Genomic DNA, 22,482 nt, shown 5'->3' with positions numbered 1-22,482 from the left:
CATGAAAATATATTTTCAGTTATTAATCATATAGATAGGATTTTTCCGCGCAAAAAACGAAAAAGACAGGTGCCGGACAGATGCACCTCAACAGTGCCCGTTGAACCACATTTGCACAAAGGTTGATCGTTATTGATCCGAATAAACGCATGCACTTCTTTCAAAGTTCATCGAGGTTGTCATTCAGGGTTTCAATACCACGAAGCCGGGCTCGTCCGGCAGAACCTGCCAACTCTATCGCCCGAGTCGCCAGCAGGTGGCAAACGCCCATGACGGCCATGTGATTGAACAACGGCCCTGGCGCCAAGGTCTGGCAGCGAAAATGCCAGGTCACACTGGCCATCGGGGCTACGCCTTCGTCAGTAATGTACAAATGGCTGGCGCCGCTTTTTCGGACCTGCTCCAGAATCGTGTCCATGTTGGCGACCCTGCGACGCAGGCCAAACACTACCACCACATCTTGCTCGGTGAGGCTGACAAGACTTTCGCCCAGCGTTTGTCCTGCGCCCGGTAGTGCCACGATGTTTTCGATCACTTGGGTCATCTGCCATTGCAGATAACTGGCGAACGGATGGCTGCTGCGAAAGCCCATTACCCAGACTTTACGAGCATCCAGCATCGCCTGCGCAACGGCGTTGATCTGGCCCTCACTGATTCCTAAAAACGTGGCCTCGACATTGGCAATGCCTTGGGCAACATGGGCCTCGACCGACTGCACCGATGCACTGTCTACCGAGCCTGTGAGAAACAGGCGAGAGCCACTTTGTTTCTCGACCCGGGCATGACGCCTTGCGGCTTCATAATTTTCGTAGCCCAAACGCTTGACGAAGCGTGAGACTGTGGCATTGGAAACTTGTGCCAGCGTTGCCAGTTCCGACGCGGAATAGCTTGCGAGTTCGGCAGGAAAGTCGCAGACGAACTCTCCCAACCGTCGTTCGGCTGGCTGCAACTTGGGCAATGACTCACGAACACGACTCAGGAAGGACGCTTCTTTTTGTGACATGACAATTCGCTTTGGAGAGGCTACGGTTAACGATCAGTTCCTGCGGTTTTAACACAACTTAATGTGTTGTGAATAAATCTGGTTTCTAGTTATACCCGCCTAAGCCGAGGAGAGTTCTGACCTCCGAATGCTGATCCGCGCACCATGGAGCCCTCAAATCAGGGCTCTGGAACAACTGAGGTCGAGCCTTGATTGGCCAGGGCTGCGGTGGTGCGAGATGTGAAATCTGTAGGAGCCGACCAATACCCTAGGAGTGGGTCCGTTTGGGTTGAAAGAACCTGACCTTTTGACGGGAATTACGCAACTCCCACGTGCTGACAGGCCTATGTTGCAATAGAAAATCTGCCTGTATCTGGATGCTTATCCTCGTTCACACCAGTTTTTATAGCTCTCAGCATCCAAAGAACAATAGCTGGTCTACGGAACTCGGGAGATCGCTGCCGAGGCTAGTCTAGCGGACAAGATCGGTGCCGCCGCTGGAATCATGCTGTGCGATCTGATACATAACGCTGCCCAGCTATAGACGACAAAACGCTAATTTCGATGAACTGCGCGATTTCATTCTGCGAAGCCCCCGCTAATCGCATCGGATAGTCATCCCACCATCCACAACAATCTCGGCGCCCGTCACAAACCGGGCTTCTTCAGAGGCCAAGTACAACGCAGCGTTTGCGGTGTCTCGACCATCGCCCATGAAACCCAAAGGAATTCGGGCAAGTCGCTGCTTCAAAAGCGCCTCGACGTTACCATCGGCACGCTGCCCTGCCAGCCGGGCGCCGACCATCGGGGTGTGCAGTTGGCCGGGGACAACGGTATTGACGCGTATCCCTTTGCTGGCATATTCGGCCGCTACCACTTTGGACAGTTGAATGATGCCCGCCTTGGCTGCCGCGTAGGCCACCTGTGCCGCGCCACTCCAGCGAAGCCCGGAGGTCGATGAGGTGTTGACGATCGCCCCTCCCCCCTGCGACTCCATGATGGGCAGCACATACTTGCACGTAAGAAACACGCTCTTGAGGTTCAATGCGAGCTGCGCATCCCAAGTCTCTTCATCCATGGCGATGGGCCCACCTGCCGCCGACCCCCCGACATTGTTCACCAGGATATCAACGCGGCCATAGCGCTTCACGCACTGTGCAACCATGGTTTCGACTGATTTTCCTGACGTCACATCGCAGGTCATCGCAGTGACGTCGCCCTGGTCCTGTTTGATGAGTTCGAGGGTCTCTTGCATGGTTTCCATCGAACGATCAACAGCGAACACCTTCGCCCCTTCTTTTGCAAAGCGAACGGCCACGGCTCGGCCGTTACCCCAGCCGCTGGCCACACAACCTGCGCCAGTCACGATCGCTACTTTTCCTGCCAGTCGATTATTCATAAATCACTCAAGTTCTTTTTTGTTTACGGACGGTGGATTAATTTCAAAGGCATTAAGGGTCATCGAGATCAACGTGTAGTAGCCGACCAGCCCGACTAGGTCGATCACCGTTTCCTGTCCGAGCAAGGCGAACGTATCGCGATACAGAGTCGCAGGGACGTACTTGAGCGATTGCAACGCGCTGACAAACTCGTAAACAGCACGCTCATCTGCCTGTTCGAATGTCGGCGTTGAATGGCATCGGATGGCCTCTACGGTCGCCTCGGCAACCCCGGATTTGAGGGCGATGGGCTTATGCGCATACCACTCATATTCCGATGACCAGAAACGGGCAACGATCAGGATGGCCAGCTCTGACAGCCTGGGAGCCAGCAACGTGTTGTAGCGGCAGTACGCGCCCAACGCTTGCGCGGTATGCGCCAGCTCGGGCCGGTGGAGCCACACGGCTAGCGGGCCACGAACACTCCCTCTGGGGCCATTCGAGATGGCGTCGTATACGTTGCGCTGATCGGGTGTCATGCCCGATACATCCAAAGAATTCACTCGGGTCATTCAGGCACCTCTTTCCCACCCGGAGGCGGTGTTGTTTTTATCGGCGACCAACATCGCTCGGATCGGCGTCATTGACAAACACCTTATTTGGATAGAAACCTATACTTTTACGTTATACCTCGCTGCAGACGCTTCTATCCGAGGCATAGGAACGCCATACATTGGGTTCACTTGGGTATTGCTCGCACATTCCATCCTGTCGGGAGATACGGTCATCGATATACGAGAACTGCGGTCATTCATTCATATCGCGCGGCTGGGAAGCTTTAGCCGTGCCGCTAATGACCTGCATATCGCCCAGCCTGCGCTGAGTCGCCAAGTGGCGAAACTGGAAGAGGAAATCGGCGCCAGCCTGTTTGTGCGGCATGGCCGCGGGGTCCGTCTGACCAGCGCCGGGGCCTCGCTGCTCGAACGCGCAGAAATGATCGTCAATCTGGTGGCGCAGACAGGCGAGCATGTGCGGACATCGAAGGACAACTTGACCGGGCATCTGGCCCTGGGATTGCCACCAGCCGTAGGCACCTGGGTCGCCCCGGCCATCGTCGAGGCCTTCAGGAATGAGTGGCCGGCGGTAGGGCTGCATATCCGCGAGGGCTTGAGCAGTTCGCTACAAGAGTGGGTGCTAGACCGCCGGGTGGACATCGCCGTGGTCTACAACCAGCCACCTCTGGATGCGTTGCACGTCACTCCGTTGAACAGTGAGCCGATGGTGCTCATTTCTGCCCCAAGCGACGCACGTTTTCTCGGGCCTGGCGGCGACAGCGTGACCTTTCGCGACGTCGCAGAATTGCCGCTGATCGCCCCCGCCTTTCCGCACGCAGACCGACGGGTACTGGAGCAGGCTGCCGCCCAGCATGGGGCGCATCTGCACGTCGCGCTGGAAGTTGACAGCGTCAGTCTGACCAAGGAGCTCGTCGCCGCAGGGCATGGCTATGCCGTCATTACGCAAACGGCCGTGCAAGGCGAAATTGACGGCGGCAAGATACGCGCAATTGCTATCGAGCGTCCTCCTATACGCTCAGTCGTTTCCATCGTGACGCTACGCGAGCAGCAACCGTCCCGACTGGTGCAGGCCGCCTCCGAGATCATCACCCGCAGCATGCACAACCTGGTCACCGAAGGTGCCTGGTGCGGCTACACCACTTGGCTCGGTGAGCCGGCGGTCCCGGCCCTGTCACCGCCTGACGACGAGAGGGTTGAATAGGGTTGCCCGACATGGCTGCCATGCTAGCTATACCGCCAGGGCATGGCTTGGCATAGAAAATCGGTCTTTGCCAATGTTTTCGTCTTCCCCCACATTTTCATAAAGCGTTTGGGTTTGCCGAACAAATCCGACGCTTAACACGGGAGTAACAACTTCAATACGCAGCCTGTTCAACGTTATGTGGGGTACACAGTGTGAAAATCGGGTTTATTGGCCTCGGCCGAATGGGCTTTGCCTTGGCTTCCAATCTCTTGAAAAACGGCGTCGATCTGACGGTTTTTGACATTCAGGCTGACCCTGTCGCGAAGCTGGTCGAGCGCGGTGCTAAGACCGCAGCTAACACGGCTGCCCTGGCGGGTGAGGCCGATGTGGTGTTTACCATGCTCCCTGGCCCCAAGCAGTCGCGGGAAGTGCTTCTGGGCGAAGCCGGTGTCTTGGCGGCCATGAACCAGGGCGCGACTTTGGTAGAGCTCAGTACCATCGACACCGATACTGTCGATGAGATTCACCGCGCAGCCACCGCACGTGGCCTGCGTTTTGCCGACGCGCCGGTTGGTCGGCTGGCAACCAGCGCAGACAAGGGTGAGTCACTGTTCATGCTCGGCGCCTCAGGGGTCGATCATGACGCCCTTGAACCCCTGCTGCTCAAAATGGGCTCGACGGTCCAACATTGTGGCGAGGCCGGTGCGGGCACCCGCATGAAGCTCATCAACAACCTGATGGTGCTCTCCTACTGCCAATTGAATTCCGAAGCGCTGGTCCTTTCTAAGGCCCTCGGGATCGACACCCGCAAGGTCTACGACCTGTTGACCGGCACCACAGCGGTGAACGGGCAACTGAAGGAAAAATGGCCTGCCAAAGTGCTGAGCGGTGATCTGTCGCCCGGGTTCGATATCGCGCTGGGCTTCAAAGACCTGACGCTGGCGTGCCAAGCGGCGCAATCCTCGGGCGTATCGCTTCCCGTAGGAAATCTGGTGCGCGGCATGTTCCAGCTGGCGCGCAACGCTGGGTATGACGGTAAAGATACGTCGTCGATGACTGAATTCTGGGCAATTGCAAATGGCATTGAGCCCTTGCGTATTAATCCCCTACCCGTCTGATCAAGTCGAACAACTACAACAACTGACGAGAAACGCCATGAACTATTCCCAATACATTGCCGGCGAGTTCTGCACCGGTACGGCAAACGCTGCGATTACCGTCATCAACCCAGCCACCGGTGAGGTGCTAGGCAGCTACCCGCAAGCTTCAGACGCTGATGTGCAACGCGCCATCGCGGCGGCCACCGATGCATTCAAAACGTGGCGCAACACCTCTGCGCTTGAGCGCTCGAACATGCTTCGCCGCAGTGCTGCCTTGATGCGCGAGCGTGGTGACGAGATCGCGAAACACATCTCGCTCGAACTCGGAAAGCCTTTCAGCGAGGCCAGGAAAGAAGTCGTGGTGGCCGCAGAAATGTTCGAATGGTCCGCCGAAGAAGCCCGAAGGCTCTATGGTCGTGTGATCCCGGCTCGCACGCCCGGCGTGACCCAAACCGTCGTGCTGGAGCCCTGTGGTGTCGTGGCCGCCTTTGCCGGATGGAACGCGCCGGCCATCACCCCTTCGCGCAAGATTGCGGGTGCACTCGCTGCTGGCTGCACCGTCGTGGTGAAGCCCTCGGAAGAAACCCCCGGCGTCGCACTGCTGATTGCCCAAGCGACCGCTGATGCCGGCATCCCGGCAGGCGTGATCAATATGGTGTTCGGTGACCCGGCCCGGATCGCAGATATTCTCTGCACCGCTCCCGAAATTGCGTCGGTCAGTTTCACAGGGGCAACCGCGGTAGGAAAAGAAATTGCCAGCAAAGCGGGTGCGTTGCTCAAGCGCACTACCCTGGAACTGGGTGGCCACGCGCCGGTGATCATTTGCGATGACGTGGATGTCGCGAACGTCGCGGCGAGTGCCGCCGCTGCCAAATTCCGCAATGCCGGGCAGGTCTGCATTTCGCCTACGCGTTTCCTGGTGCAACGGCCCATTTTTGATGAGTTCGTGGAAGCGTTCACCCGCGCGGCGCGTGCGTTCAAAGTGGGCAACCCATTCGAGGCAGATACCCAGATGGGCCCCTTGAAGAATGAACGTCGTCGCAGTGCGGTCGAGCGCCTTATAGAGGATGCGCGTTCACGAGGATTGCGCATTGCCACCGGCGGCGAGCGTCTGCTTGGCGATGGCTACTATTTCCAACCGACCGTGATCATTGAGCCGCAGGTGGATGCGGACGTTGCCAACATAGAACCATTCGGCCCTGTGGCGATGGTCAGCCCATTCGACGAACTGGAAGATGCGATTATCGAGGCCAATCGTCTGCCGTTCGGGCTCGCAGCGTATGCGTTCACCAACAACCTCGGTGCGGCGGCAAAGCTGTCGCAAATGCTTCAGAGTGGCGCGATCTGCATCAATGAGTGGCTGGCGTCTCTGCCTGAAACCCCGTTCGGCGGATACAAAGACAGCGGCCTGGGCTCTGAGGGCGGTATCGAGGGATTGCGAGAGTTCCTGAAGGTCAAATCTGTCCGGCAAAGCCAAGCCAGCTGAACACGTTGAACACGCACGGCCTGTTCGCATTCAGGCCATGCTCTCTCCCTGCCGTAGCGAGCACAATAATATGAATAATATCGGTAACGCAGCCCTGGCGGACACGCCCGCCACTCCCATAGCCCACGCCACTCGCTCGATCCGAAAGGTTGTTTGGGCCGGCGCGATCGGCACGCTGATCGAGTATTACGACTACACCGCTTACGCCTTCCTGGCCACCACCTTGGCGGCACTGTTCTTCCCGGCGAATGAGCCGCTCGCCTTGCTGTATACCTTCGCGGTGTTCGGTGTTGCCTTCGTGGTAAGGCCTATAGGGGGGATCCTGTTAGGAGCATTAGCCGACAAAGTCGGTCGCAAGCCTGCGCTGTTGGTGTCCGTGGTGGGCATGGTGGGCGCCACAGCCTGTATCGGGCTTTTGCCCACCTATGCGTCAGTCGGCGTGGCCGCGCCTGTGCTGCTGTGCTTGCTGCGTTGCATTCAAGGCATCGCTGCCGGCGGCGAAATGGGCGGCGCCGTGACCTATGTCGCTGAGGTGGTGCCTGATGCTAGACGGGCGGCACTGACCAGCACCACACAGATCGGCTGCCTGATAGGAACTATGGGCGGCGCAATCGCCGTCGCGCTATTGAACCTGCTGATGACCCCGGAACAGTTGCTTGACTGGGGCTGGCGTCTACCGTTTCTGATCTCAGCGCCTATGGGCATCATCGCATTGATGATTCGGCACAAAATGGAAGAAACACCGGATTTTGTGCAGCTCGAGCGCCAAAACAAGGTCAACAAAGCCCCTACCCTGATCCTGCTGCGCCGCCACCCCGGTGCTCTGTTGGCGATCGCCTGCATCGGTTCGTGCGCGATGGCAGGCTACTACCTGCCCTTTACGTACTTAGTCACCTATTTTCAAAAGCAGGGCATCATGACAGCCCAGATGGCCGGTTGGTCTTCCAGCCTTTCAATGCTTGTCGCTGTGCTGGCCATTTACCCGTTCGGATTGCTCAGCGACAAGATAGGCCGGCGCCCGATGCTAATCGGCGTAACGCTGTGCTTCATGGTGTTCACCTATCCGCTGTTTCTGGCAATGAAGCTATCGGTCAGCGCAGCCGTGGCGTCGCAGGTCGTACTTGGGCTGTTTGAGGCCGCCTACCTGTCCACCAACTACACCCTATATTGCGAGCTCTTGCCCACCAGTGTTCGTACCAGCGGCATCAACCTGGGCATCAGCATCGCGGCGATCGTAGCCGGCGGGTCAGCGCCGTACATCGCCACTTGGCTGATGACGTATACCGGTTCGCCGACCTCTCCCGCTTGGATCTTGATCATCGCGGGACTGATCTCTTTCCTGGTGCTGCTGCGCATTAAGGAAACAGCGGGACGCCCCTTGGCGATCGAATAACCGTCAAAAGCCTTTCCACCAGATGAGCGAGACGGCGGACACCTTCACGCCTTCGCCGTTTTTCGAGGACAGACACGAATATGCCGACTTCTACCCACACGCAAGACGACCTGCTGCCCACACTGAAGGCACCGAGCTTGAACCCCGAGTGGTATGCCAACAGCGTCGAAACCATTCTGGATCCCGGGCGCCGCATCATCGATGCCCATTTCCACTTCACGGACCACTGGGCAGGCTATGGGCTGAACGAGCAGCTCGCTGACGTTGAAGCGGGGCACCGAGTCGAGGCTACCGTATTCATTCAGTGCGGCTGGAATTACCGTGCTACCGGGCCAGAAGCATTGAAGCCTGTCGGTGAAACGGAAGCCGTCACCCGAATCGCCGAACAGGCCCTCAGCCAAGGCGCGCCTGCCGAGATCGCTGCTGCAATCGTGGGCCATGCGGACCTCACCTTGGGGGAGGCAGTCGAAGAAGTCCTCATTGCGCATCAAGAAGCGGCCAACGGGCGTTTTCGAGGCATTCGGTGTGCTGCTGCAAGAAGCGAAGCTTTCCGCTTCGGTGTATTGCCACGCCCTAAGCGTCAGCTGTTTGCCGACCCTGGATTTCGTCGCGGCTTCCAGCAACTGGCCAAGCGTGAATTGGTCTTCGATGCATGGGTCTACCACACTCAGATTCAGGAGGTGATAGACCTCGCCAGGGCCGCTCCCGAGGTGCCTATCGTGCTCGACCATTTGGGCGGCATTCTGGGCGTGTATGACCACGCACAACGCAGGCGCGAGGTATTCGCCGAGTGGCAACGTTCAATGAGGCAACTCGCTGAATGCCCCAACGTGTTCGTGAAAATTGGTGGCTATGCGATTGCTATCTCGGGCTACCAGCTCGAGCACTACCTCACACAGCCCTCTTCGCAATTGCTCGCTGAGCTATGGCGTCCAACCGCTGAATTCGTGATCGAAACCTTTGGCGCTAAGCGCTGCATGTTCGAAAGTAACTTTCCGGTTGATCGTGCTGCCGGGCATTACGCCACGGTATGGAATGCGTTCAAGCGAATCGCACAGATGGCGAGCGAGAGTGAAAAGGAACGCTTGTTTTCCGGCACGGCTGCACAGGTTTACCGAATCTCGCTCAAAGATTGATATCAGCTTCATGCAGAATCCTTCATGCAGAAACCAACAGTTCTGGATCCTTACTAACCGTCAGTACTGATTTTTATCAGGAATTTCAGATAATTAGATCAGGATTACCGATACTCTCTGGCGGGATAGACGTATCCGTCTCCACCGTTCAGGGCTCGTGCGAGCTCATCGACAAAGACGCGAGTTTTGATGGGAAAAAGCCGACCCGGCGGCATCACGGCATAAACCCCTCCATCGATAGTGCCGAACCATCCTTCCAAGACTCGCACGAGGCTGCCCTCCTGGACTGCGGAGCCAACCAACCAATCTGCCACCATGATAATCCCCATTCCATTGAGCGCTGCGGGTAAAAGCGCCTCTGAACTGCCAGAAACCAAAGAGCCAATCGGCCGAACCGTCAACTCAGTCGCGCCATTCTTAAGTACCCAGTTGGGCCACGTACTGATGCTGCTGAATCCCAAACAGTTATGATCGGCCAGGTCTTCGGGCGTGTTGATGGCATCATGCTGTGCCAGGTACTGCGGCGATGCATAAAGCGCTGTGTTGTACGAAGCGATCTTTCGAGCGGTCAGCGAGCTGTCTGCCAGTGACGCGCTAAGCCGGATGGCGACATCAAAACCGCCCGAAACGACATCCACGTAGTGGTCGGTGTATTCCGCTTCGATACGAATTTTTGGATATTGCTGGAGGAAACCCGGCAGCAACGGGGCGATGCAGCGATGCCCGAATGCCATGGGAAGTGAGACCCTGATCAGCCCCTGTGGGCTGGCGGCATAATCCATCGCCTCTTCGCCTGCATTGGCCAGTTCGTCAAGTAAAGTTCTTATGCGCTGATAATAATTGCGACCCACCTCCGTCAGGTTGACCCGGCGTGTTGTGCGCGTGAGCAGACTCACTCCCATGCGCTTTTCCAGCTGGCTAATGCGCCGGGAAACGATGGTTGGATTCTTGGAAACCAACAGGCTTGCCCCCACGAAACTTTTAGCTTCCACCACCGCCAGGAAGGTCACCATCTCTTCGAGATTCAAGACTTCAAGCAGTTGCTTCAGATTTTGCATGAGTTAATTCCTGACGCTGCTGATTATCGATAAATGACCGATCGATAAACTCCTTGCTCCCTCAATGGAGTTCCCGATGAAAAATTTTCTGAGTATTGGCTGTGGCAAGGGCATCGGTTTGGCGACTGCCAAGCGTTTCGCTCGTGAAGGATTTCGGACCACATTAACCGCCCGCACCGATAGTACGCTCGGCGCGATGGTTCAAGCGCTGCGAGATAAAACTTTCAATGCTGAATCAGCAGTGCTGGATGCATCGAATATCCAGGCCGTGTCGAAGTTGGTTCGCGAGATGGACGACAACATTGGAATTGATGTACTCCACTACAACGCCGCCGCACTACGCGCCGATACCATTGCAAGTCAGACCACCGATTCCTTCATGCCTGACCTCGCGGTGAACATCGGAGGTGCATTGGCCGCTATCCAAGCGGTGCTCCCGGGCATGGCCAAGCGGGGTGGCGGTACCATCCTGCTGACCAGCGGTGGCTTCGCCTATCACCCATCCCCCGAATACCTGTCGTTAAGCATCGGCAAAGCTGGCTTGCGGGCATTGGTGCAAGCACTTTATGCCCCTTGCCGCGCGCAAAACATTCACTTGGCCATGGTGACTGTCGAGGGCCACGTAGACCATACGACAACGATTCCTGCAAATGCAGCCGAGCATTTCTGGCAGCTGCACAGTCAAGCGCCAGGCAGTTGGACGAGCGAGGCATACCACTGCTGGTGAGCCAAAATAACAACTGGTCTGATTCGTGGGTATCTAAACCCATGAAAGGAATTCTCGAAAACACTTGCGGGCATCTTATAGGTCTCCCACCTTTGCATGATGGCAGCAAAGGATGCCGCCTAATCTAAGGAGTCGGCGAGTAACAGAGCTCAGCAGGTAAACCAATGACCGGCCGCCACTTGGCCGGTACACCTGTGCCATAGGTTGCTGGCGCTGATAAAAAATCAGCGCCAACACCGAAAATTGAATACTGACGCAGGAGACATTGCTGATTTTTGCACAACAAATGTGGTTAAGCCGAGCAGCAGGTCAAGGCTATTTCTGAACCTCGCGCTCAGGCTAGGTATTTAGCTTAAGGGCGGTGATGGAAAACTTCGCATACAACTGAAACTTTAGACCAACTTCAATTCATACCCACCGGTACAGCAGGTGTGGATGTGTCCAATTCCAGTCACGTGCGGCCCCGTCACCAGCATGTCCTCATTCGCGAGCCGCTCCAGCAACCGTAGCCTCGTGTCGAGGGCCTGGACCGGGTTCATGTCAAAACCGATGCTCCAATGCGGATAGCGCAACTGCAAGAGTGTCGAATGGATGACATCTCCCCAGATAAGTACACGCTGGCCACCGCTCTCAATCTGGATTCCACTGTGCCCTGGCGTATGCCCGTGAAGTGGGATCAAGCTGACGCCAGAAATGACTTGTCCAGCGGCAGGAACTGCCTTGATACGTGGCGCATAGGCTGTCAATGCCGAGCCCGCCAATTTGAACAGGCCCGCCTGCGCCATCTGGGGATGTTTCTCAGGAGAGGTCGGATCGCTCCAGAACGCCAACTCCTCTTGCGACAGAAAGAGCGTCGCGTTGGGATACAACGCGCTGCCGTCCTCTTTTACAAGGCCGCCAACATGGTCCTCGTGCATATGAGAAATAATGACGCCTTGAATCTGGTCAAGCGCATAGCCAGCAGATAGCAACGCCGCCGATGCTTTTCCGAAGCGAGGTCCCAACTCGCGACCACAACCCGCATCGATCAACCAAAGCTCGTCGTTTTTCTTCAAAAGGAATGCGTTGATCGGCTCAGGAACCGGCCCCGATTCAGGGAGACCTGCACTTTTGAATAATGCCGCACCTTCCTCCGAGGCCGCAGCTTTAATCATGTCCGTACTGCATAGAAAAATTCCGTCCAGTAATGTGACTAGTGTGAATTCGCCAATAGTGTGTTCTTCAATCATTTCTTTATTCTCCAGATTGACCAGGGTAGGTTTGCCGCAAGCGCCTTTACGCTTGCTCTCCGGCCTTTGAGTGGTGGGTAAACTGCACGAGCAACGCGGCTGCGGAAGCGATCACGGCCATGGACATCACCGCAGTCCAGCCGCCGGACTGCCAGCCGATGCTGCCTGCAGCGGAACCGATGGCGCCGAAGGCAAATTGGGAAGCCATGAAAATGGTGTTGAAGCGGCCTCGGGCGGTGCCGGCGAGTGTGAGGATTCGCGACTGGTTGTAGATAAGAGACATCTGCAAACCGGTCGTCATCAGAATGGCTCCGACGCTAAGTCCCACCAGATTCACGAACGCGATCATTACAACAAAGCTCGCCACGACAAGGCCGATACCGACATGACCTGCGTACTGACCAGCAAGGCGCAACCCCAGTGGTGCAAGCATCACCCCGCCGAGTGCCACCACGCCAAAGAGACCCGCTGTACCGCTGCTCAGCCCAAACTCCGGGCCTTGCAGCAAGAGCGTGAGAATCGTCCAGAAGGCACTGAATCCGAAGAACACCAGGCTTTGCACCAGTGAAGCCTTTCGAAGTTCAGCGCCATCGCGCACGACCTCAAACAATGAAACAAGCAACTCAATGTAGGAAGCGCGCGATTGCGGCTGACTAGGTGGAAGTTTTACCGCAAGCCCTGCCAGCATCATCAGGGAAAGCACAGCGCCCACGAGGAACATCGCACGCCAGCTAAAGTAGGCACCCACGAACCCGCTGATCACCCGAGCCAGCAACACTCCAACAAGCAACGCGCTCGTGATTGATGCGAGAACTCGTTCCCGGCTGCTCGCCGGAGATAGTTCGGATGCGAGCGGGATGATTTGCTGGGCAATCGTCGCGAACACCCCAATCATGATGGACGCCATTGCAAGGCTATACAGTTCGGGCGCTGCGCTCGCGCAAAGCGTCGCTACCGTGAGGCCAACGCATTGAAAGAGTATGAGTCGGCGACGATCTAGCTTGTCGCCAAGTGGCACAAGCAGAATCAAGCCCAACGCGTAGCCAATCTGTGTCGCAATCGCGACGAGACTAACCTTGGTGCCGATCCCGAAGCCATCCGCAATCAACCCAAGCAAAGGCTGATTGTAATACTGGGTGCCTACTGACAAGCCGGTCGCCGCGGCAAGCAGAAGTACCAGCCCCCGGCTCATGCCTACACCCTCAGTTTCCTTCTTGAGCTCTATAAATGGGACGTTCAAAACGTGATCCTCCAGGCCGCGGGGTGCCATTGCCTGCTGAAAAATCTCAGACAAAGAAAAAGTTAGGGGTTTGTATTTTTTGCGCTAACAGCGCTCGCGGCTGCTGACAGGAATGCCGAGAAAAACTCGTTTTCCGGCAGGACTTATCGATACATCAAACGGATGGGAGAGCCGTCCATCCATGCAAGCAGGTTGTAGACGGTATCTTCGTAAAAGACCTTGTAAGTGCCTTGAGTGACGTAGCCGAGATGCGGCGTGCACAGCACGTTGTCGAACGTCCGGAACGGGTGGCCGGTCGGTAAGGGTTCGGTATCGAATACATCGAGCGCGGCACCCGCGATCCCACGCTTGGCAAGTGTTTCAATGAGAGCCGCTTCATCAACCAGCGGACCGCGCGACGTATTGACCAGCCAGGCGCTTGATTTCATCAATGCAAGCTCCGCAGTGCCGATGATGTTTTTACTTCGCTCTGACAAAATCAGGTGAAGTGAAAGCCAATCCGATTCCTTCAGCAATGTTGTTTTGTCTACGAGTGTTACACCCGCTGCTTCTGCCGCTGACGCGGTCAGATTCTGACTCCACGCAATGACCTTCATGCCAAATGCCCGGCCGACGGCGGCCACGCTCGAACCCACGCGTCCCAGCCCAAGTAGCCCGAGTGTGCTGCCTTGAAGATCGTTTCCCACGCCTGTTTGCCACCCGTTTGAGCGGACAGAGCCCAGCTCGGCGGATAAATGCCGCGCCGAAGCCAGAATCAAGGCCCAGGTCAGTTCCGGTGCGCCATTCGAACGACCGCCTGTCGCGCTGATAAGGACACCCTGACGCAAGGCGGCCTCGACATCGATCGAAGCGTTTTGTGCCGCGTTTGAACAGATGAATTTGAGATTAGGCAGTCGCTTCAAGATCTCAGCCGTTAACGGTGTGCGCTCGCGCATTACGCAGATCACGTCAAACGGCAGCAGCCGCCGCACAAGCAAATCGACGTCAGCCAAATGGTCCTGAAAGACTGTGATCTCTGCCCTCGCTGCGACTTCCGACCAATTCGTAATGGACAGCGCGACGCCTTGGTAATCGTCAAGAATTGCTACTTTTATCACGTGACATTCCTATATCCGATTTGGTCTGCAAGCACGCCCAAGTCGACGGCAAATACCAGTGCCTGGGTTCGATACTCGAGATATTGACCGGTCGATATATATCTGACAAATTGTTGCTCGCGATGGCATATATCTCTGTGAGCGATGAAAATGACAACGCTTCGAAACCTCGATCTAAACCTTCTACGTGTGTTTTCCGTGCTCATGGAGGAGAAAAGTGTGAGTAAGGCGGCTGACCGGCTATTTATTGGTCAACCCGGTCTTTCCGGTTCGTTGCGACGCCTGCGGAATGCATTGGATGATGAGTTGTTTGTTCGAGTTGGACGGGGTCTGCAACCAACGCCAAGGGCGCTCGCGATTGCACCAGAAATTGCTACGGCGTTATCCACCATCGAGCGAGCAGTGCGGGCGCCAGGCGTGTTCGATCCCGCCACATGGGAGGGTGAATTCCGCATTGGCATGTGTGATAACTTCGAGGTAGCACTACTTGGCGCTCTCGCGGCTCGAATCCGCGAACTCGCACCGCACTCGCGCGTATTGGCAGTGGCTTCGACGAAGCGCGATTCGGTTCAGCTTTTAGAGCATGGCGCTTACGACCTCAGCGTTTCCGTTCACGAAAATCCACCTTCGTGGCATATATGTGAGTTGCTATTCCAACAACGTCTTGTCTGCCTTTATGACCCTGGGCAGCTAAATTTGACATCGCCATTGAGCATCAAAAGCTACGCGAAGGCCCAGCATGTCATCGTGTCGTCGGAAGGCGACGGCGCGACAAACTTGGACAGTGTGCTTAGCGCTGCCGGGGTCAAGCGCAAAATTGTCGCAGGCGTTTCGAGACACGCGTCAATTGCGCCGCTATTGCTCTCGGTACCGGCGATTGCAACTGTTCCCGAGATCACGGCTTATTGCATGGCGCCGCTTTACGGCCTTGAGGTCACTGCCGCGCCCCTCGAGTTACCCATGGAACAAATCTCGATGTTGTATAGGCGCACTGATCAAATGGATGGCCGCTCCATTTGGTTCCGGAATATTATTAAAGAGGTCATATCAGAGACATTAACAAGTCGCACGATACTGGATTCAGTCGTGTGACTATCTTTGATTTGATCGTCACGCCTGGAATTGGACGCGAGTAAAGGAAGTCGTATCGCTGCATTTTCCGGGCAGCAGTCCACTTCTTAACCCGAGGTGCCCTGAACGTATCGCAATTTACGAGCAATTTCTCGATAAACTCTTGCTGAAAGCTTTTTGATGGCCGCCTGCCATCCGGCGATGGTATTAGTTCGGCCACAAGCCTCGCTACGCTAAGAAATGAAGTTTGAAAGTAAGCGGCCAGCGAACACACCTTCAGAAATCCGGAATTAAGGTCGATGGTGTCCGCCTATTTTAGGCAAACGCGATTACCCTCAATATCAGGATAGTCTTATGCCAACGTAAGTCTTAACCGAAATTCTTTAAGTCTCAGGTCGTCCAGAAATGCCAACAACTCGGTCAGTCGCGGACATCGCGTTGAGTCATGACATCGCCTCTTGCTGAAAGCGACTGGGCTAGCGCGCGTTCTGCATCGCTATGGCGACAAACCGTTATTACCAGTAGGCCGTCCTTGTACAAGCGCGTCAGATGGCGTTCTCCCTAACCGCTTGCCAGGTCGTAGAAACCTCCGGCTTGAAGCCGAGGCTTCTGGCCAATGAACCGTCCATGACTCCAAACCAAGGTTTCACGAGCGGCGAATCAACGGTATCCATCGCGGAGCCGGCTATGTTGCTTAGTTCTAGAACGCTCATAGGCGACTCGTCTATCACATTGATTGTGGCCTCATCCAAGCGTCCACTCAGTCCCATATGCACAACATTAGCTATGTCACGGTGGTGGATCATGCTCAAGCGGTTTGATGGGTGCAAGTCCATTAACTTTGCGATGTGCGGAATTTGCGCAACATGGCCGTCATTATCTCCGTAGACGAATCCGAAGCGCAGAATGGACCAGGTTAGCCCACTTTCACGGAGCAAGATTTCAGCAGCGATTTTACTAGCTGGATAATCACGCGCAGAGCTAACGCTATCACTTTCCCCGGAAGGGCGTTGATTATTGTCCGCATAAACAAGGCCGGTACTTGCCATTATAAATCGAGCATTCGGCGCAAACTGCTTCGTAACCGCGATCAGATTCCGTGTGCCCTCAAGGTTGACGTTCCATATCTGGGAAGCATCAGGTGTCCGTAGAACCGCCGCTAGATGTACTATAGCGTCAACGCCCTCTACAGCTTTGATCAGTGATTTCTGATCTAGCACATCTCCTTCGAAGACGGTGACCCCATCTGGAGCTGTCTTTCCTGGGCGAATTAACACACGACATTCGAAAACTGATTCTGAAAGGCGGGGTAATAGGCGACTGCCAACGAGGCCTGTGCTGCCAGTGACGAGAACTTTCATCTTTCAACTCCTTTGTTGATAAGGCCATTAAGGCGCTCTGTGCCAGTGCTAAGAACTCGAACAACGACCGCGAGGTCATCGCTGGAAATTCCTTCGAAAGCGGTTTTCAGGATGAGATCAATCGGATCAGGCAATACTTGCCACAAGGCTTGTCCCGCCGGAGTGATGGATAAAATCTTCTGGCGCTGGTCTTTACTGTCGGTTGCCTGCTCCACGAGTCCTTTGCGTACCAATGCGGAGGTAACGCCACTGAGCGTCGTCTTTTCAATATTTAGATACGCCAAAAAATCCCGCTGAGGCGTCGGCCCGGCATTGATCAACTGCCACAATACGTACCATTGCGTTGAACCGAGATCGTACGGCTTCAATGTAGCTTCGATTACCGAACGCGCAGCCTGGTGATATTTCTTTGCCCAGGCACCGGCCGAATTCTGTTGGGAGAAATTCAAGTAGACTCCATAATAGTGCGCTACCGGACTATTATGGTTCGGTAGCGTACTATGTCAAGGAGGATGTGCTGTTTCTGGTAAACAGTCTTGGTGCTGCAAGCTCTGGGCTCGTCTACCCGCTGGGGGGGCACATGGGCGCCTGCTCCTGTTCCCTGAGCGGCGCAGAGGTAGGCTCAAAATGTCCGGCAATCCCTACCAACACCGCCCAAGCTTCCGCCGGAGTCACTTGTCTGGTCGGGCAGGCGTCCACTGATGGGCAGCAGTCGCTTGATCTCGTTGGCCCGCTGTGTCGGCAGCCGCGTCAGTACATCCTTGAGATAAGCATACGGATCATGCCCGTTGATGCGCGCTGACTGGATCAGGCTCATGATCGCGGCCGCCCGCTTGACGCTGTGCAGCGATCCCGCAAACAACCAGTTAGGCCGCCCAAGCGCCCACGGCCGGATCAAGTTCTCGATCTGGTTGTTGTCGATGGGCACAGCACCATCTGCCAGGTAGCGCGTCAGCGCTATCCAGCGTTTGAGGCTGTAATCCAGCGCCTTGGCCGTAGCCGAGCCCTCGGGCACAAGTTCACGCTGGGCCAGCACCACTTCGCGCAGCGCATCGACCAGGGGCTGGAGCTGCACGCCGGGTTGACCCACCCACTGCGCCAGTGTTGAGCACGGCCGAAGATCTTTTCCTGTCGATAGAGCGGCAAGTGGTCGGCGAACTTGGCCACCATCACGTGGGCCAGCAGGCCGGCAGTGGGGATGCCTTTTTCGATTACTTGCGGCGGCACCGGCGCCTGGATCAGCGTTTCGCACTGCCGGCAGGCCCATTTCCCGCGAACGTGCTGTTCGACGGTAAACACGCCCGGTGTGTAGTCCAGCTTTTCGCTGACGTCTTCACCAATGCGCTGAAGCTGGCAGCCGCAAGCACACTGAGTGTCGTCCGGTTCGTGATGGATCACAGTGCGAGGAAACTGTGGCGGCAGCGGCGCACGCTTGGGTTGCTGGCGTGGTTCTGTCTGTGCGGGTGCTGGATGAAGGGCTTTTAACTCCGCCTCGATGGCCTCGAGGTCGGTATTGAGCAGGTCGTCGAGCAAGCTGCCTTGCGCCGGGCTGATCTGCTCACTGCGCTTGGCGAACTTGTGACGTTTAAGGAGGGCGGTCTCGTGAGTGAGCTGCTCGATAATCGTTTCATCACGATGGATCTTTCTGCTTTGGGTGTCGACCTTGGACATCAACTGCGCAGCCAGTGTGCGCAGTTGTTCGTGGGTCATTTGGTCGAGATCGGGCAAGGAAGTCATGGGGTGGACATTACCAAAGCAGCCTGACTGCTTCAGCTAAAAGGCAACATTTAAAGCAATGTAATTGCGCCGCCCGCACCGACTCGTTGCCAAGGTAATACAAGTACCAGCGCCTGGAGTTGTTCGGGGTCGAGTTCGATCTCCGACCTACGATGGATGCCCGGCCAATGAAATTTGCCCTGGTTCAAGCGTCGCGCCGCCAGCCAAATACCAACGCCGTCATGCACCAGCACTTTCATGCGGTTGGCCCGCCGGTTGGCAAAAAGATAGGCGCAGTGCGGCTTCGCCGCACCAAACACCGCGATCACCCGGGCCAATGCCGTCTCGGTGCCGGCGCGCATGTCCATGGGCTCGGTGGCGAGCCAGATGGCATCGACGCGAATCATTGGGCCAGGCCACGAATGAAACACGCGCAGCCGTCCGGATCCGAGGCTGGCCATTTTACGGTGATAGATTTATCACCCACAGGCAGCGAGATGAACACCATCTCTTCTGATGCTCGCCTTGGAACCTTTTTTACCGGAACGAAAGCCGGCAAGGTTGCAGGCGATTGATCCCGGTAACTCGGTAGCCACTTGCGGATCACGTTAGCATTGATGCCGTGATGGATGGCTACGCTGGAAATCGTCGCTCCGGGTTGCAGGCATTCCTGGACGACTTGGGCTTTGAATGGTTTGGGATAAGAGCTTCGTTGGCGCATGGAAATCCTGGCGATAAGGGCAATCGCGTCCGCTTAAAAATACGCGGACACCATCGCCCTTAATGCTGGAGTTCGGTAGGTGACTTGGCCGGACGCTTACACTACAGTTCGACCATTGCTCGTTCGTGGCATGAGAGTCTGGCTGCTTGCTGGCAAGATCAAGTTTGCGCATTACACTAGGGAGCTTGAATCGGCTCAGTTGCTCACTATCTTCACGCACTATAGATAGGATGCTGCGGCTGCCCGCAACACTAGGATTTTGCGTGAACAGTTTATTGAACTGTAGTGGTCACTAGAGTGAGAGAGTTCGCGATCCGGGTTCGGGAGTAAGCTCATTTCCTCCTGAAATCTCATTCAAAAGAATCTCAAACCTATATCACCTCTATGAACGCCCACCTGTATCGACTGCAGTTGGGATTTTGGCGTGCCTGCACTTCGCTTAGCACGCTCATCATTTGAGAGGATCTGCGTATGTATAGCCCTTGCCCAAGTTGTAACTCTGGACGCATCGTCACGAAAAATATTGGGAAACAAGCAGGCGGTTTGATCGGTGCCGCAGGCGGCGCCGCCAGTGGTACAGCTGGCGCTCTGTCCGGCGCCGAAGCTGGAGCTGTTTTAGGTGTCGCCGGAGGCCCAATAGGCATCGCAATCGGGAGCGTCGCTGGGGCGATTTTAGGGGGGTTATTTGGAGGGGTCGCTGGCGGTATCGCCGGGGCCACGCTCGGTGAACAGATCGATGACAAGGTACTGAATAACTATCAATGCCTAGAGTGCGGTTACAGCTTCAGCGCTAATCGCTAACTCATCGAGTCAGCCCCTGTTTCTCATGCAAACAGGGGCTCCCCTTTTGTCAAAGGACCTATTTCCATGGCTCATCTCATTGAACAAATGGCTTACGTTGGCGCAACTCCCTGGCACGGTCTGGGTAGTCGCCTTTCCCCTAAACAACCCATCGAAATCTGGCAGCGCGACGCGGGTATGGACTGGAAGATCCAGGACAGCCCGGTGCATTTCAAATCCGATAGCATCGGTGCACTTGGCTCAATTCACACCTTCCCTGACCAGAAGGTTCTCTACCGCTCCGATACTAAGGCCCCGTTGTCCGTGGTTTCTCAGCGCTACCAGGTCGTACAGCCGCGCGAGGTCTTGGAGTTCTATCGGGACCTCACTGAAGTATCGGGCTACGAGCTGGAAACGGCCGGCGTACTCAAAGGCGGTCGCAAGTTTTGGGCGCTGGCCCGCACTGGTCAAGGTACGACCTTGAAAGGCAACGATCAGGTCAATGGTTATCTCCTGCTGGCCACCTCCTGTGACGGTACCTTGGCTACCACGGCCACACCTACAACTGTGCGGGTAGTTTGCAATAACACGTTGACTATTGCGCTGGACGGTTCGGCCAAAGCGATCAAGGTGCCGCACAGCACGCGCTTCGATCCACAGGCGGTGAAAAAGCAACTCGGTATCGCCGTCTCGCAATGGGACAACTTCATGCACCGGATGCGAATGCTGTCTGAACGCAAAGTTCAGTGGCATGAAGCCATGGGATTCTTCATGAACGTGCTGTGTGATGCCAATCCGAACACGCCACTACCGGCAGTACTTCCCAACGAGCGGGCGCTACGCAAGGTGCAATGCCTGTATGAAGGTCAGGGCCGCGGATCAACCCTGGAGTCAGCTCAAGGAACTGCCTGGGGCCTGCTCAACGCCGTGACGGAGTACGTCGACCACGAACGCCGTGCGAGAAGCATCGAGTACCGCATGGATTCTGCCTGGTTCGGGCAAGGAGCACAGCTCAAGCAACGGGCGCTGGAGGCGGCGCTACAACTTGCAGCTTAGGCCTGGTTTTCACTGTCCTCATCAACCCCTTCCCCATTCTATTCTTCCACTCCCTAAACGCCTGATCAGCCTCGTGCTGGTTAGGCGTTTTTTATGCCTCAAGGAAATGATTATGACCACTCACTCCCTACAACATCTCAGAACTAAACCCCGTCCTGCCTTACGCTTGGTCGGCACCAAACAACTGCCGCGTGAGGACTGGTTGATCGTGCGCAAGCAAGGCATCGGCAGTTCGGATGCCGCCGCCGCTATGGGCCTGAACCCTTATAAATCACAGTTGGAGCTGTGGATGGAGAAAACCGGGCGTGACACCTTACTGCCCAAGCTCGATACGCAGGATGAGGGAAACCCGGCGTACTGGGGCAACATCCTGGAGCCGATTGTCGCATCCCATTACACCCAGCGTAGTGGTCATCGGGTACGCCGGGTCAATGCGGTTCTGCAGCATCCTGATCCCAAACTGGCCTGGATGCTGGCCAATATCGACCGTGAGGTTACCGGTGCGTCAGAAGTGCAGATTCTCGAATGCAAAACCGCCGGCATAAACGGCGCACGCCTGTGGAAAGAAGGCGTGCCCGAGTATGTGCAATTGCAGGTCATGCACCAGTTGGCCGTGACTGGCAAACAGGCAGCGGATGTGGCGGTGCTGCTTGGTGGTCAGCACCTGGAAATCCATCGCATTGAGCGCGATGAGTCACTGATAGCTCGGCTGATCGACCTGGAACGGCTCTTCTGGGATTACGTCGTCAGTGACACCCCGCCGCCAGCAGACGGTTCTGCCTCGGCGGAGCAAGCTTTGCGCTGTCTGTATCCGCATGACAATGGACAAACCGTGGATTTTAGCCAGGACACACTGCTCTGCACGGCCTTTACCGAACTGCAGAACGTGCGCAAGTCGATTGCTCTGCAGGAGGCTCAGGAGGCTCAACTCAAGCAAACGCTGCAACAAGCCATGGGCGATGCCAGTCGGGCGACCTTCGCAACCGGCAGCATCACGTGGAAGAAAGCCAAAGACAGCGCGGTCCTGGATGTCTCCCGCCTGCTAAAAGAAAAGCCTCATCTGCAAGTTCGCTACTCGACCACCAAAGCCGGTAGTCGACGTTTTCTGCTGGCCTGAACGATCGTTCGCTACCCCCTTATCCCTGTGCCCCCTCCCTTCAATGCCACCCTGGTCGCTCGTGCGGTCTCGGTG

At 56.1% G+C, this 22,482-nt stretch carries 21 protein-coding genes and 1 pseudogene; 10 read left to right on the top strand and 12 right to left on the bottom strand.

Annotation, left to right across the window (positions count from 1 at the left end):
- Positions 1 to 160: 160 nt before the first annotated feature.
- The 3 genes from A462_RS11025 to A462_RS11035 all read right to left on the bottom strand — a co-directional run bounded on the left by A462_RS11025 (position 161) and on the right by A462_RS11035 (position 2,933).
- Complete coding sequence (locus tag A462_RS11025; RefSeq protein ID WP_008436769.1) at positions 161 to 1,003, bottom strand: MurR/RpiR family transcriptional regulator; 843 nt, start codon at positions 1,001 to 1,003, stop codon at positions 161 to 163.
- Between the two features lie 577 nt (positions 1,004 to 1,580).
- On the bottom strand, positions 1,581 to 2,381 hold the full coding sequence (locus A462_RS11030; RefSeq protein ID WP_008436768.1) for an SDR family NAD(P)-dependent oxidoreductase: 801 nt from the start codon (positions 2,379 to 2,381) through the stop codon (positions 1,581 to 1,583).
- Between the two features lie 3 nt (positions 2,382 to 2,384).
- The gene (locus tag A462_RS11035; RefSeq protein WP_032899541.1) at positions 2,385 to 2,933 is read right to left on the bottom strand and encodes a carboxymuconolactone decarboxylase family protein; all 549 of its coding nucleotides are present in this window, start codon (positions 2,931 to 2,933) and stop codon (positions 2,385 to 2,387) included.
- Here A462_RS11035 and A462_RS0132555 point away from each other — a divergent pair.
- The 5 genes from A462_RS0132555 to A462_RS11055 all read left to right on the top strand — a co-directional run bounded on the left by A462_RS0132555 (position 2,899) and on the right by A462_RS11055 (position 9,234).
- Positions 2,899 to 4,137, top strand: a complete 1,239-nt coding sequence (locus A462_RS0132555) for a LysR family transcriptional regulator (protein WP_008436766.1) — start codon at positions 2,899 to 2,901, stop codon at positions 4,135 to 4,137. The two genes, A462_RS11035 and A462_RS0132555, sit on opposite strands and share 35 nt — an antisense overlap.
- A 194-nt stretch (positions 4,138 to 4,331) precedes the next feature.
- Positions 4,332 to 5,237, top strand: a complete 906-nt coding sequence (locus tag A462_RS11040; protein ID WP_008436765.1) for an NAD(P)-dependent oxidoreductase — start codon at positions 4,332 to 4,334, stop codon at positions 5,235 to 5,237.
- Between the two features lie 37 nt (positions 5,238 to 5,274).
- The gene (locus tag A462_RS11045; protein ID WP_008436763.1) at positions 5,275 to 6,705 is read left to right on the top strand and encodes an NAD-dependent succinate-semialdehyde dehydrogenase; all 1,431 of its coding nucleotides are present in this window, start codon (positions 5,275 to 5,277) and stop codon (positions 6,703 to 6,705) included.
- Between the two features lie 70 nt (positions 6,706 to 6,775).
- Positions 6,776 to 8,098: an MFS transporter gene (locus tag A462_RS11050; protein ID WP_008436761.1), complete on the top strand. Its 1,323-nt coding sequence runs from the start codon at positions 6,776 to 6,778 to the stop codon at positions 8,096 to 8,098.
- Positions 8,099 to 8,178: 80 nt separating this feature from the next.
- Positions 8,179 to 9,234: an amidohydrolase family protein gene (locus A462_RS11055; protein WP_008436759.1), complete on the top strand. Its 1,056-nt coding sequence runs from the start codon at positions 8,179 to 8,181 to the stop codon at positions 9,232 to 9,234.
- 104 nt (positions 9,235 to 9,338) lie between these two features.
- On the opposite strand, the gene A462_RS11060 is transcribed toward A462_RS11055, so the two are convergent.
- Positions 9,339 to 10,292, bottom strand: a complete 954-nt coding sequence (locus A462_RS11060; protein ID WP_008436757.1) for a LysR family transcriptional regulator — start codon at positions 10,290 to 10,292, stop codon at positions 9,339 to 9,341.
- 76 nt (positions 10,293 to 10,368) lie between these two features.
- Between A462_RS11060 and A462_RS11065 the strand changes: the two genes are divergently transcribed.
- Positions 10,369 to 11,019 (top strand): SDR family NAD(P)-dependent oxidoreductase, encoded by a 651-nt coding sequence (locus A462_RS11065; RefSeq protein ID WP_008436755.1) that lies wholly within the window; start codon positions 10,369 to 10,371, stop codon positions 11,017 to 11,019.
- A 392-nt stretch (positions 11,020 to 11,411) separates the two neighbouring features.
- Here A462_RS11065 and A462_RS11070 read toward each other — a convergent pair whose 3' ends face one another.
- The 3 genes from A462_RS11070 to A462_RS11080 form a co-directional block, all read right to left on the bottom strand.
- Complete coding sequence (locus A462_RS11070) at positions 11,412 to 12,248, bottom strand: MBL fold metallo-hydrolase (protein WP_008436753.1); 837 nt, start codon at positions 12,246 to 12,248, stop codon at positions 11,412 to 11,414.
- Between the two features lie 46 nt (positions 12,249 to 12,294).
- A complete protein-coding gene (locus tag A462_RS11075) occupies positions 12,295 to 13,488 on the bottom strand; it encodes an MFS transporter (protein WP_202948678.1) in 1,194 nt (397 codons plus the stop codon).
- A 143-nt stretch (positions 13,489 to 13,631) separates the two neighbouring features.
- Positions 13,632 to 14,585, bottom strand: coding sequence for a D-2-hydroxyacid dehydrogenase family protein (locus tag A462_RS11080; RefSeq protein ID WP_008436750.1), 954 nt, complete (start codon positions 14,583 to 14,585; stop codon positions 13,632 to 13,634).
- A gap of 150 nt (positions 14,586 to 14,735) precedes the next feature.
- On the opposite strand from A462_RS11080, the gene A462_RS11085 reads away from it, so the two are divergent.
- Positions 14,736 to 15,677: a LysR family transcriptional regulator gene (locus A462_RS11085; protein ID WP_008436749.1), complete on the top strand. Its 942-nt coding sequence runs from the start codon at positions 14,736 to 14,738 to the stop codon at positions 15,675 to 15,677.
- A 524-nt stretch (positions 15,678 to 16,201) separates the two neighbouring features.
- Here A462_RS11085 and A462_RS11090 read toward each other — a convergent pair.
- From A462_RS11090 to tnpA, 5 genes and pseudogenes are all read right to left on the bottom strand, one after another.
- Positions 16,202 to 17,017 carry an NAD-dependent epimerase/dehydratase family protein gene (locus A462_RS11090; RefSeq protein ID WP_008436748.1) on the bottom strand — a complete coding sequence of 272 codons (816 nt, stop codon included), beginning with the start codon at positions 17,015 to 17,017 and terminating at the stop codon, positions 16,202 to 16,204.
- Positions 17,014 to 17,466, bottom strand: coding sequence for a MarR family winged helix-turn-helix transcriptional regulator (locus tag A462_RS11095; protein ID WP_008436747.1), 453 nt, complete (start codon positions 17,464 to 17,466; stop codon positions 17,014 to 17,016). Before A462_RS11095 ends, A462_RS11090 begins: the two co-directional genes overlap by 4 nt.
- Positions 17,467 to 17,688: 222 nt before the next feature.
- Positions 17,689 to 18,754, bottom strand: a pseudogene (locus tag A462_RS33545) (IS66 family transposase).
- Between the two features lie 50 nt (positions 18,755 to 18,804).
- On the bottom strand, positions 18,805 to 19,140 hold the full coding sequence (gene tnpB / locus A462_RS34915) for an IS66 family insertion sequence element accessory protein TnpB (RefSeq protein WP_008436740.1): 336 nt from the start codon (positions 19,138 to 19,140) through the stop codon (positions 18,805 to 18,807).
- Positions 19,137 to 19,454, bottom strand: coding sequence for an IS66-like element accessory protein TnpA (gene tnpA, locus A462_RS33540; RefSeq protein WP_008436738.1), 318 nt, complete (start codon positions 19,452 to 19,454; stop codon positions 19,137 to 19,139). Before tnpA ends, tnpB begins: the two co-directional genes overlap by 4 nt.
- Positions 19,455 to 19,925: 471 nt before the next feature.
- Here tnpA and A462_RS34910 point away from each other — a divergent pair, with 471 nt between their 5' ends.
- The 3 genes from A462_RS34910 to A462_RS11110 all read left to right on the top strand — a co-directional run bounded on the left by A462_RS34910 (position 19,926) and on the right by A462_RS11110 (position 22,407).
- Entirely contained in the window at positions 19,926 to 20,255 is a 330-nt protein-coding gene (locus A462_RS34910; RefSeq protein WP_008436736.1) for a hypothetical protein, read from the top strand.
- 66 nt (positions 20,256 to 20,321) lie between these two features.
- Positions 20,322 to 21,290 (top strand): DUF932 domain-containing protein, encoded by a 969-nt coding sequence (locus A462_RS11105; protein WP_008436734.1) that lies wholly within the window; start codon positions 20,322 to 20,324, stop codon positions 21,288 to 21,290.
- Between the two features lie 112 nt (positions 21,291 to 21,402).
- Positions 21,403 to 22,407, top strand: coding sequence for a YqaJ viral recombinase family nuclease (locus A462_RS11110; RefSeq protein WP_008436731.1), 1,005 nt, complete (start codon positions 21,403 to 21,405; stop codon positions 22,405 to 22,407).
- Positions 22,408 to 22,482 lie beyond the last annotated feature (75 nt).

The organism is Pseudomonas sp. Ag1, from assembly GCF_000278565.1.
Taxonomy (GTDB): Bacteria; Pseudomonadota; Gammaproteobacteria; order Pseudomonadales; family Pseudomonadaceae; genus Aquipseudomonas.
Note: the sequence above shows the minus strand (reverse complement) of the source record. Positions and strands in the feature narration are given on the sequence as shown.

Coding starts and splice junctions, on each gene's coding strand:
- A462_RS11025 (WP_008436769.1), bottom strand. CDS start 1,003: ATGTCACAAAAAGAAGCGTCCTTCCTGAGTCGTGTTCGTGAGTCATTG.
- A462_RS11030 (WP_008436768.1), bottom strand. CDS start 2,381: ATGAATAATCGACTGGCAGGAAAAGTAGCGATCGTGACTGGCGCAGGT.
- A462_RS0132555 (WP_008436766.1), top strand. CDS start 2,899: ATGCCCGATACATCCAAAGAATTCACTCGGGTCATTCAGGCACCTCTT.
- A462_RS11035 (WP_032899541.1), bottom strand. CDS start 2,933: ATGACCCGAGTGAATTCTTTGGATGTATCGGGCATGACACCCGATCAG.
- A462_RS11045 (WP_008436763.1), top strand. CDS start 5,275: ATGAACTATTCCCAATACATTGCCGGCGAGTTCTGCACCGGTACGGCA.
- A462_RS11050 (WP_008436761.1), top strand. CDS start 6,776: ATGAATAATATCGGTAACGCAGCCCTGGCGGACACGCCCGCCACTCCC.
- A462_RS11055 (WP_008436759.1), top strand. CDS start 8,179: ATGCCGACTTCTACCCACACGCAAGACGACCTGCTGCCCACACTGAAG.
- A462_RS11060 (WP_008436757.1), bottom strand. CDS start 10,292: ATGCAAAATCTGAAGCAACTGCTTGAAGTCTTGAATCTCGAAGAGATG.
- A462_RS11065 (WP_008436755.1), top strand. CDS start 10,369: ATGAAAAATTTTCTGAGTATTGGCTGTGGCAAGGGCATCGGTTTGGCG.
- A462_RS11070 (WP_008436753.1), bottom strand. CDS start 12,248: ATGATTGAAGAACACACTATTGGCGAATTCACACTAGTCACATTACTG.
- A462_RS11085 (WP_008436749.1), top strand. CDS start 14,736: ATGACAACGCTTCGAAACCTCGATCTAAACCTTCTACGTGTGTTTTCC.
- A462_RS11090 (WP_008436748.1), bottom strand. CDS start 17,017: ATGAAAGTTCTCGTCACTGGCAGCACAGGCCTCGTTGGCAGTCGCCTA.
- tnpB (WP_008436740.1), bottom strand. CDS start 19,140: ATGATTCGCGTCGATGCCATCTGGCTCGCCACCGAGCCCATGGACATG.
- tnpA (WP_008436738.1), bottom strand. CDS start 19,454: ATGCGCCAACGAAGCTCTTATCCCAAACCATTCAAAGCCCAAGTCGTC.
- A462_RS34910 (WP_008436736.1), top strand. CDS start 19,926: ATGTATAGCCCTTGCCCAAGTTGTAACTCTGGACGCATCGTCACGAAA.
- A462_RS11105 (WP_008436734.1), top strand. CDS start 20,322: ATGGCTCATCTCATTGAACAAATGGCTTACGTTGGCGCAACTCCCTGG.
- A462_RS11110 (WP_008436731.1), top strand. CDS start 21,403: ATGACCACTCACTCCCTACAACATCTCAGAACTAAACCCCGTCCTGCC.